The organism is Mesorhizobium sp. M7A.F.Ca.ET.027.02.1.1, from assembly GCF_004022985.1.
GTDB lineage: Bacteria > Pseudomonadota > Alphaproteobacteria > Rhizobiales > Rhizobiaceae > Mesorhizobium.
Window position 1 is genome coordinate 1 of the sequence record NZ_RZOL01000238.1, and the last position, 9,583, is coordinate 9,583.

Annotated in this window: 11 protein-coding genes and 1 pseudogene; all 12 read right to left on the bottom strand. The window is 62.9% G+C overall.

Annotated elements, in window-relative coordinates; genetic code table 11:
- Nucleotides 1–300, bottom strand: a pseudogene (locus tag EN749_RS37780) (hypothetical protein); the annotation flags it as partial.
- Between the two features lie 55 nt (nucleotides 301–355).
- A complete protein-coding gene (locus EN749_RS23050; RefSeq protein WP_128364037.1) occupies nucleotides 356–925 on the bottom strand; it encodes a head-tail connector protein in 570 nt (189 codons plus the stop codon).
- Nucleotides 925–1,287 carry a hypothetical protein gene (locus EN749_RS23055; RefSeq protein ID WP_128364038.1) on the bottom strand — a complete coding sequence of 121 codons (363 nt, stop codon included), beginning with the start codon at nucleotides 1,285–1,287 and terminating at the stop codon, nucleotides 925–927. Before EN749_RS23055 ends, EN749_RS23050 begins: the two co-directional genes overlap by 1 nt.
- Before the next feature lie 45 nt (nucleotides 1,288–1,332).
- Nucleotides 1,333–1,566: a hypothetical protein gene (locus EN749_RS23060; protein ID WP_128364039.1), complete on the bottom strand. Its 234-nt coding sequence runs from the start codon at nucleotides 1,564–1,566 to the stop codon at nucleotides 1,333–1,335.
- Nucleotides 1,567–1,636: 70 nt separating this feature from the next.
- Nucleotides 1,637–2,944, bottom strand: a complete 1,308-nt coding sequence (locus tag EN749_RS23065; RefSeq protein WP_128364040.1) for a phage major capsid protein — start codon at nucleotides 2,942–2,944, stop codon at nucleotides 1,637–1,639.
- A gap of 28 nt (nucleotides 2,945–2,972) precedes the next feature.
- Nucleotides 2,973–3,656, bottom strand: coding sequence for an HK97 family phage prohead protease (locus EN749_RS23070; RefSeq protein WP_128364041.1), 684 nt, complete (start codon nucleotides 3,654–3,656; stop codon nucleotides 2,973–2,975).
- Nucleotides 3,653–4,867, bottom strand: coding sequence for a phage portal protein (locus EN749_RS23075; protein ID WP_245491477.1), 1,215 nt, complete (start codon nucleotides 4,865–4,867; stop codon nucleotides 3,653–3,655). The genes EN749_RS23070 and EN749_RS23075 overlap by 4 nt, the downstream gene beginning before the upstream one ends.
- Before the next feature lie 14 nt (nucleotides 4,868–4,881).
- Nucleotides 4,882–6,621, bottom strand: coding sequence for a terminase TerL endonuclease subunit (locus EN749_RS23080; RefSeq protein ID WP_128364043.1), 1,740 nt, complete (start codon nucleotides 6,619–6,621; stop codon nucleotides 4,882–4,884).
- 4 nt (nucleotides 6,622–6,625) lie between these two features.
- Complete coding sequence (locus tag EN749_RS23085) at nucleotides 6,626–7,201, bottom strand: phage terminase small subunit P27 family (protein ID WP_128364044.1); 576 nt, start codon at nucleotides 7,199–7,201, stop codon at nucleotides 6,626–6,628.
- A 54-nt stretch (nucleotides 7,202–7,255) separates the two neighbouring features.
- Nucleotides 7,256–7,660 carry an HNH endonuclease gene (locus EN749_RS23090; RefSeq protein ID WP_189367669.1) on the bottom strand — a complete coding sequence of 135 codons (405 nt, stop codon included), beginning with the start codon at nucleotides 7,658–7,660 and terminating at the stop codon, nucleotides 7,256–7,258.
- A gap of 116 nt (nucleotides 7,661–7,776) precedes the next feature.
- The gene (locus EN749_RS23095) at nucleotides 7,777–8,460 is read right to left on the bottom strand and encodes a transcription termination/antitermination protein NusG (RefSeq protein ID WP_189367671.1); all 684 of its coding nucleotides are present in this window, start codon (nucleotides 8,458–8,460) and stop codon (nucleotides 7,777–7,779) included.
- Nucleotides 8,432–9,583: helix-turn-helix domain-containing protein (locus EN749_RS23100; RefSeq protein ID WP_245491478.1), on the bottom strand; the 1,152-nt coding region annotated here is incomplete at its 5' end. The genes EN749_RS23095 and EN749_RS23100, both read right to left, overlap by 29 nt.

Consider the following 9,583-nt stretch of genomic DNA (forward strand, 5'->3'; position numbering starts at 1 on the left):
GACCACGACATTGTTGGTGTTGGCCGCATCGGCGGTGATCAGGATGGCAACCACCTCGACCATGGTGATGACGGCGCCGAAGGCATCGGTCAGCACGCCGGCCAGGTCGAGATCTTCCGTCGCCGACGCGGCCAGCGTGCGCGTGTCGGCAAACAGCAGGTCCGCCTGGTTGGCGCCGGTGCCGTTGGTCAGCGCCTTGACGAAAGCAAGGTTCGGCTGGAATTCGAGCGCGCCGAGATCGTGCGAGGATGATTGAACGCCGGAGATCTTCGCCTGCAGCGTGAGAGAGGCCAATGTCATGGCGATGGTCCTTTTTCAGGGGTGAGGTGGCAGGCCGAGCCAAAATAGCGTGGCGTCAAACGCCAGGCTTTTTGAAAGGCCAGATGATGGCCTCGTATCCGAGCGGCAACATGGTCACGATGTTGCCGACGTTCACGGCCTCGCGGTTCTCATAGAGATGCGCAATGTGAAGAAGCAGCGCTGTCTTCAACGCCGGCTCTACAGCTGCTGCCGCAACGCCGGCAACAAAGGTGACCGACACGGCGTCGACGCGTGAATAGATTTCGGGCCATTGCTGGTCTGGCGCAAGCGCGAGATATGGTCCCGCCTCGTCGACCAGGAGCTGATAGATGGAGTCCGAAAGTGTCTGCTCCACATTTTCGACATCGCGATACGCAACCACAAGACCGGTGGCGGCAACCGGCCGTTTCGGCAGCCGAAGGCAACCAAAACGGCCGAAGTCTTGCCGCCACGTCTGAGTGACAAGCGCCATGCCCAGCACCATTTCCATGTGCGACGTTGTCGCGTTGATAAGACCGGTGAGCATCAGGTCTTCGATGTCGCTGTCGGTTTTGCAATACAGCTTGACGTCGTCGACGCTGACGGCGGTGCTCTCCGGAGCAATGGTGCGGACAGGGGCAAGCATCAGTCGACCAGGACGTGAACAGTACCGGTCTTGACGTTGCCGCCCTGTGCCACGGCGATCTTGACGCGGTCGTTGCCAAGCCCGATGCGCTCCTGCACGGCAGTGCCGCCGGCAGCGAAGAGGGCGGCGGCGCCGACCTGCGAATGCGTCGGAGCGCGTGGGTAGAAAACGGCCGACGCGTTGACGTCGCTTTTCGCGAGCAGGCTTTCGCCGGTAGCTTCGGACGTAATGGTGAAGTCGATCCCGTCGGCGAAATCGGTCTTCACGTACTGGATGCTGTGCAGCATACCCGACAGCCGCGGCGTGTATGCCGTGGCTGTGCCATCGGCGGCGGTGGTGATCGTTACCTTGTAGCGACGCATTGTTCTTCCTTTCGCTTGGCGCAGCAGCGCCCATTGTCGACGGAACTATTTCCGCCGGGTTGCGGCCTTCGCGTTGCCCTTGTTAGCGGGCGCGCCGCGTTCGGCCTTGTTGAGCGGAGCCGGTTCTGCCTTGACGGCATCTACGGGCCCGATCAATTCGAGGACTTTGGGGGCGAGGTGACCGAGTTCCGCCTTCGTGCCGGCGCGGGTCTCGCCTTCCTCGTACATGCGGTCGCCCTCGTGGCGGCGCAGCACTTTCCAGTTCATGATGTCGGTCATGGTCAGCTCCTTCGGTTGATAGGGCGGGCATGCCCGGTAGACATGCCCGCCTTGATCAGCCGAACTGCGATCAGGCCGCGAGAGCGGTGTCGAAGTCGCCATAGATGAAGGCTTCCGGGCGGTAGACGGCGAGCGCGATGCGCTCTTCGGCCAGCACGGTCACCAGGTTCTTGGTGAAGTCGTCGTTCTCGAAGCCCGTTTCGACGCGCGCATCCCAGCGGTCGAACACCTGGGCACCGAGTTTGAACGCGCCGGTCAGGAACTTGCGCACCGCGATTGCTTGGGTGCCGACAACCGGCAGGCCCCACAGGGTCGGCGAGATCGAGCCCTGCGGATTGCCGATGATGTATCGGCCAAGACTGTCCTTCAGCGTCTCGATGTAAGTCCAGTCGATCGGGTTCATGACATGGCCGGTCGCCGGATACTCGGCCAGGGCCGCCTGCAGCATGGCCAGGCGCATGACGTCGATCATGGTCTGGTCGGCGAGCGAGATCGGCGCCGCGTAGGCGGTGGCTTGCGGGATGATGCCGTTGAGGTTCTGCCCGGTGTTGTCACCGTTGAGAAGCTGCGACTCTTCCTTGTAGGCGAGACCGAAGATCAGCCGTTGGTCGATGATCGAGCGCAGCTGCGAGATGTCGTCGAGCACCTGACGGGATGCCTTCATCCAGTGCGCGATGACCTTGGCCGATGTGGTGAGCAGTTCGAATTTCAGGTCGGAGGACGGCTTGGCGGCTCCTTCGGCAACCATGCCGGCATTGTTGGTGAAGCCGGTTTCCTTGACGTACTCCAGCGCGTTGCCGTCCATGCGTCCGGGCGAGATCAAGTCGCGCACGGTCAGCCGGCGCTGCGGCAGCGGCAGGATGCCGGGCAGGCGCGTGGTCTGGATGGCATCGCCGACCGAACCGGCGGCATCGGTCGTCGCCGAGGTGAGAGTCGCCTTGATGCGCAGATCAGCCTTGCCCTTGGTCGGCGTGCCGGCCAGCCAGGACTTGACGCCTTCGGCCTCGACGAACTGTTCGCCGAAGGATTTGTGCGCATCGTCGTCTTTCCCGCCGGTGGCGCGGGCAAGCTTCTGCTCGATCTGAGCCACCTGATCGCTCAGACCGTTCATCTTGATCAGGGCTTCGTCGGCCTTTTCCTTTTCGGAAGCGGCCATGTCGATGCCCTTCTTGGCGTCAGCCACAGCCTTTTCGGCAATGGCCTTCACGTCGTCGAAGGACTTCTGGAACTTGGCCGTGACGTCCTTGGCGAGCGCCTCGATATCGACGCCGCTGTCGTTCGGCTTTTCGAAGGCGATTCGCGGCGCGAAGCGGGAATAGGCCATGCCGGCCATAAGCGCGGCGATGCCACCCGCAACAATGCGGTGGTGAGTGTTCATGTCGGTCTCCTATGGAGGGTTAAAGGCTTCAGCCGGCCTTGAGCATTTGCAGGAAGAGCGCGGCCTTCTCTTTCGCCTGATCGCCCTCGGACTCACTCCGAATGGCCTTCGCATAGCCGACAGAGGCGATCTGTACGGCCATGGCTTTGGGGACACCTGCCTCGCGCAGGATGTCCTCGAATTCCTTGACGGGCATGGGCTCGCCGTCGCGCAGCTTGCGGGCGAATTCTTCCATGCGTTCGGATTTCACGGCTGTGACGCCGGCACGGCGATTGGCAGCGAACGACACCGGGCTGATCTCGTAGAGATCGAGCTCCAGCAGGTTGCGGTTGTTGCCGTCCGGCTCGACCTTGATCTCCCTGTAGCCGATCGACAGGCCACGGATTGCGCCGGCCTTGAGAATGATATGCGCCTCGTCGGCCTTCTGGACGCCTTTCAACAGCCGCCCCTTGCAGAACAGGCCCTTCTTGTCCTCGGCGAGGCTTTCCCACACGCCGATCGGTGAATAGGAGTCATGCTGCCAGAGCATGAGTGGGCTGGTCTTTTCCTTCGCATGGCGGGCCAGCGACTTCGCGAAGGCGCCGGGCATGACGGTTTCGCCATAGGAATCGAGGTTGCCGAAAATCGAGCCATAGCCCTCGAACGTTCCGTCTTCGGACTCTTCCTTGACCTCGAAAGCAAAATCCTTGGTCTTGGCAACGATATTGGTCATGGCGCATCCTCGTTTGCGGGCGGCGGGAGCAAGCCCTTTCCGGCTTCCGTGATCGGCACGTTCTGCATCTGCACACGGTTAACGTCGCCGCCTTCAACGGGGGGTAGATTTTCCCATTTGCAAACCTGATTGATATTCAACCAGCCGTTGGCTAGGCCTGATGCGTAGAATGCTGCGCGTCCGGCGCTGTCGGCGCGCAACAATCCTTCGATGTTGAACTCGATCGTGATCCCGGCGGCTCGGTCAGCGGGCGTCAGCAACTGCTTTTCCAGCGCCTGTTCAATCCGCTTGAGCCGGCGCCGCAGGGTAAACTTCTGCAGGATCAGGCCCTGCTGCTCGACACCGGTTGGCCAGCTCGTCGTTTTCGACGTGTGGCCTATCATGACCGGCGGCACGCCGAAGAAGCGACAAATTTCCTCAACCGAAAATGCACGCGTCTCAAGCATCTGCGCGTCTTCGGGATTGATCGAGAATGGCAGCCAGTCAGTTCCTCCTTCGAGGATCAGCGGGGTGCCTGCATTGTCCGCGCCGATCTTGTCGGCGAGTTCCTTGCGCGCGATGTCGCGCTGAGGATCCGTCAGCCATTTATCAAATTTCAGCGCGCCGGAAGGGCGTAGCCCATTTTTGAACGTCTTGCCGGCGGCCTTGTCGGTTGCTCGTGCGAGGGAAAATGCATGCCTGCCGAAGTGCAGCGTAGACATACCGCCGAGCGGATCGCCGCCGGGACCGCGAATGTGCAGCATGGTCTGGTCGGTCTCGACAAAGGCGCGACCCTCATACGACCAGCGGTATTCGATCGTGCCGTTGGCTAGGCGCCGCACGCTGACCAGATCCGGCCGGATCGGCACCATCGATACGATACGTCCGCCTTCCCGAACGATGCGGGCATAGCCATTGCCCCACAGCTCGATCGATGCGCAGATGAAGTCCCAGAAATCGACGGCTGTCTGATCGTAGTTTGGGCTGTCATGCAGCAGGCGGTAGAGCGTATGGTCGCTGGCGACAGAGCGTTCGCCGTTGGCGGAAGTCCTATAAACCATCAACGGGAGAGACGATTGTGTGCCGCTCAACAGGTTGACACACGCCCAGACCGCCGACTGTGAGAAGACGCTATCGCCGGTGACATGCTCGCCGGCGTCACCGGCCTGGCCAACCGGATACCAGCCGTCAGGTTCACGGATGGTCAAGGCGCGAACGACGATACCCGCCATTTTGCGAAGCACGTTCAAGCGGCACCTGTCAGGGACTTGAAGTAGTCATCCATGCCGCTGTCCTCGCCCTTGTCCTTGGTGGCAATGCCGATCGCCATGGTCCCCGCCACGATGCCGTCGACGCGTTCGGTCGACTTGTTCTTGGCGGGCTTGATGTTGTCGGCGGCATCCATTTCGACGGCGACGACCTGGGCATGACGGCGCAAGACCGGATGTCCGCCATGATGGAAGCCGTTGCACAGCACCAGCCGTTCTAGTTCCTTGGCCGGCGGCGACATCGATGCGTAGCCCTGGCCGAACAACACGACCGGCAGGCCTTCCTGCTGCAGCTTCACCGCTGTCTCGGTGGCGTTCCAGCGGTCGATGGCGAGACCGCCTTCGCCGGGCTGCAGATCGTGGTTGCCGACATGCGCGATGCGGAACCTTTCGGCGTCGCGATAGATCTGCTCCTGGATGAACGCGTAATCGACGACATTGCCCGGGGTAGCGGTGATCGCGCCTTCCTGCACCCATTTGTCATAGGGCAGCTTGTCGCGCCGGCCATGTTCCTTGATCAGCGCGGCCGGCTTGAAGAACCGCGCCAGCATCACAGGCACCGGCAAATCCTTCTGGATCGGAAACCACCACACCAGCGCCGATAGATCGACCACGGCGGAAAGGTCGAGACCGCCGAAGCACCGCTTGTGCTGGAGCTTCGCCTCGAGGTCTTTCCACGGCACCGGCCCGGCGCAATGGTCCCAGCCGAACTTGTTGCCGTCGTCGTCGACCGCATCGATCGGCAGCCAGCGGACCGCCTGTTCGGTCCAGAGATTGAGGTGATAGTTCTTGAAATGGTTTTCCAGCCGCGGCAGCTGGCGGGCACGGCGCGCATTGGTGCGCATCGTGTCCAGCTTTTTCGAAACGCCGAGGTTCGGATTGGCCTTGTGCCATGTCTTTTCCGACTGCCAGTCGTCTTCCGGATCGGCGGCATAGACGATGACCAGGGTTTCCGGATCCTCGAAGGTGCCGTCGAGGATCTTCTGGCACTCGTCCCAGACTTCCTCGCCATAGGTGCCTTTCTTGCCGGCGGTGGAGATCAGGAATTCCAACGGCTGGCGCCGTGCATCTTCCGAATCGTGCACGAACTGGTAGAGATCGCCCGAAACCCATTCGTGGATCTCGTCGCCGATCAGGCCCGACGCCGAGAAACCGTGCTTGCCGCCTGCCTTGCCCGAGAGCGGCTTGAAGCCGGCGTTGAGTTGCGCGCAGTAAATCGACGATTTGAGGCAGACGAGATCGTTGCTCAGCGTCGCCGACTTGCCCGCCATCGTCGCGGCCTGGTTGAACACCAGGCGGGCCTGGCCTTCATGCGAGGCGATCGAATAGACCTCGCCGCCCAGCTCGCCATCGCCGAGCAGCACCAGCAACGCAATGCCGGCGGCGAGTTCGGTCTTGCCGTTCTTGCGCGGCACCCAGACATAGACGCGGCGGTAGCGCCTGGTGCCGTCCGGGCGCTTCCAGCCGAAGACCGGGCGGACAATGTCGTTGGCCTGCCAGGCTTCCAGTTCGAACGGCCGGCCGGCCCACTCGCCCTTGGTGAAGCACAGATGCTTCGGGAAGAACGCCACCGCCTTGTCGGCGGCGACCTCGTCGAACCAGTAGACGCCGACGCACCAGGCTTGCCGGTCATGCGACCAGGCAGCATCGCTGCCGACACCTGGCGGGCGCTTGCGCGGCCCAAGCCTATGAGCCGTGCGGCCGGCTTTGACTGGCATGGCCCTACTGCAGGAACCCTACAGCGGAGCCCGGCGTGCCGCCGCTCGGCGCCGGATCCTTCGGCTTGCCTTCGTTCTCCTTGGCCGGTGTGGTGCTGCCGGAGAACAGATCGCCGGTAGATCCCGCGGCGCGGGCGGCGAACAGGCGCTGGCGCTCGGCCGGGTTGAGGCCGAAGACTGCTTCGGCGGAGACCAACTGCCGCTCGAGGCGGTCGCCGATCAGGAAGGCTGGGTCAGCACGGCGCACCTTGCCGCTCGCCGTCTCGATTTCGTAGATCTCGCCCATGGTGTCGAGCCGCTTCTGCATCTTCAGCCAACGGCCAAAATTCTTGCAGTAGCGGGCGAAAGTCTCGGCATCGATCTGGAACAGCAGCTTCTGGGCGATCAGCCGCGGCGCCAGCCGGTTCCAGACGACGAGGCCGTCAGTCTTCAGCCATGACGGCGGCTTGATCGAACCGGCCGCCGCGACGGCTTTCGCCTGCTCTTCGGCCGACGGATCGACACCGATAGGGCGCCGGCCCGACTTGCCCTTGGCCAGCTTGACGCTCGCCGGTTCCGGCTTCGGCCCCCTGCGGCCCATGGCGAACACTCCAAAAAAAAATTAGTCCGGAAACCTGCGCGCAAAAAAACTTCGTTATGGGAGCCGGTCTGGCGGCGTACGCCTGTAGACTTTTGACCCACCCCCCCGGCCTCGGCCGGCAGCCTGTTCGCGCTGCCTTTCGCCGTCGTGGTAGGCCTTCGACACCGTGCGGACGTTCTCTTCGTCCCAGAAGAGATCAGGATCGCCTTGATGCTCGATCCTGTGATCAGCGACTGGGCTGTTCGGGGCAGGGTGCTTCCCCACACATAGGATACCGGTGACCTGACACACGAAGAGATCACGGATGTGCACGCGCATCTTCAGCTTCTGCCATCGCGCGGTCTTGTACCATCCGCGCCATTCCTGCTCATCGCGCCGCTTGTCATACTCGCGTCGCTGCTCGATGCGATCGACCTGCGCTGCCGCAGCCAAGCGCGAAGGCCGAAAGGTCTTCGGCATCTCAGGCATGTCCGGAATCTTATCCATTGCGGGGAAGCTGCTCGCTTCGCCTGGGGCTGATGGCGCGGTCCACCTTTCGGCGTGCGACTCTTTCAGCTCGTCCTGGGTGAGATTCGCTATTCCAATTTGGTGATGTCCGCAAGGTCGAACTTCAACGGCACAGCGCGCCCGAAGATATCGACCTCGATACCGACCTTGTGCCTGTCGGCCAGCATCATCACCACGGCATCGAACCCGCAGAAGGGGCCGCTGTCGATCGCCACCCTGTCACCCACCTTGAGCGCATTGGTGAGCAGCTCGACCGCTTTCGGATCATTCTCGATACGCGCTTGAAACTTAAGGATTTCCTCATCCTTGATCGGCTGCGGATTCTCCGCTCCACCGATCGGATCGACCACACCCTTGATGGTGCGAAGCCCTGCCCAGGTGACAGGGCAGGACACCACACGCACAAAGATATAGCCGGGGAAAGCAGGCACATTCATCGTCTCAAGCTTCTGGTGCGGACGCCTCCCACGGCGCTTGGCATCCACCTTGATCACCAGCATTGCCCGCTCGACCTTCGCGTCCTCCAGCAACTTATCCACAGCAATGTCGGCGCGATCCTCGACCCTAAGCACGTACCAGCGCGCCTCCGGACCATCCATGCCAGCGGCAGCGAGCATCGCCTGCTCTCTGCGCGTCAGTGCGATTCGCTTGTCGCTCTTCTGCCAGGCACGATCGACGTTGATGACCTCGCCCGTCGAGCCATCGACCCAGACGTGTTCCCGATCACTCAGCCGCTTCACGTCCGCCCGCATCATGGTTTCCTCGCACCGCTTGTTCGAAAGCTTCCAGTCCCGCCGGCCCGCCAGCCGGGAAGTAGGCAACGCGTCCCGGATCCGGCAGCCACGGCCAGCTTTGCCTTGCAAAGTGGTCGCGCCATTCGATCCATTGCGGCGTGCCGACAGGCACCGCCACCATCAGGCCCTTGAGCGCATGCCAGCGCTCGCTGAAACGGTAGCCCGTGCCCCTGTGCGCCAGCCGGTAGAGCGCGTCGAGCTTCGGCCAGCGCTCGGCCTGCGTGGCGCCGCCGGCGTTCTCCGGCCCGCCGATGACGGCGGCCATGACCCAGCCCATCCACACCGGCCCGAAGGGCGGCGCATAGTCGTCGGCGCGGCCGGCTACCTCGACCTTGGGCGGCAGCTTCTCCCAGCGCTTTTCCGCGAGGTAGACGGCGAAGGTGCAGATCACCGTGCGCCCGCCGACCTTGGCGCTGGCGACGTACTCGGCCATGCGATCGGCCGCCGTCTCGCGCTCGGCAGCGGTCAGCGCAAAAGCCGCCGATACCGCCTTCGGCACGCTGTCGCTGATGTAGCTCGGCCAGCCGGGATGCGTTTTCTTCACCCAGCGCTCGACCGCTTTCTGATCATCCTCGCGTCCGCGCTCTTTCTCGGCGTTAACAGGGGTCGTTAGAGAAGTGTCGTTAATAGGTGCCGGTCCAGGACCGGCAGGGGGTGCCGGTCCAGGACCGGCAGGGGGTGCCGATATACCGGCAGGGGTGCCGACTGGCCGGCAGGGTATTTCGGCGGTGGAATCGGCCTGTTCGTCGGCCTCCCTGACCAGCGCCAGATTGGGATGCACGGGATCGAGGATGACGCGATACCAGTGCGCGCTGTCGCGACCGGAAACCTCTTCCTGCTCATGCTTTTCGAGATAGCCGGCCTTCACCAGCCGCTCGACAGCCTCGAACACGGTGGAGCGCGCGCAGCCCATCTCGTCGGCCATCTTCACCTGGCTGCGTCGGCACCAGCCGAGATCGTCGGTATGACGCCCCAGCACGCACAACACCTGCAGGTCGCGCGGCTTCAGCGAGCGATCCGTGGCCGCCCGGGCGGGAATGATGGAGAGGCGCGGTCCAGTCACTCCGCAGCCTCCCGATAC